At 49.8% G+C, this 231-nt stretch carries 1 protein-coding gene; it reads right to left on the bottom strand.

From position 1 onward, the window contains the following. The coding region (locus AX677_RS02590) for a GBS Bsp-like repeat-containing protein (RefSeq protein ID WP_197416876.1) at positions 1–231 on the bottom strand (231 nt) is incomplete at both ends.

Genomic DNA, 231 nt, shown 5'->3' with positions numbered 1-231 from the left:
TTTCAGCGGTGTACCACTGCACATCATCTTGGTCGTTAGCAGCTGACCAAGTCGGCAAGTAAACGGACTTCAAACCATCTGGGGCTACAATATCTGACACGACAATATCAAATTCGCCTGTCTGCGGATTGTTGTTCTGAATGGTGATTTTACCCTGTGGCTGCGCGCGAGTAACCACCGTCTTAGCCGAACCTGCTCCCTGCAGCTGGCCTGCATCATTCACAAAATAGA

It is taken from the genome of Streptococcus sp. CCH8-C6, from assembly GCF_001557225.1.
Classification (GTDB): Bacteria; Bacillota; Bacilli; order Lactobacillales; family Streptococcaceae; genus Streptococcus; species Streptococcus sanguinis_C.
This window is presented reverse-complemented; position numbering and strand designations above follow the sequence as displayed.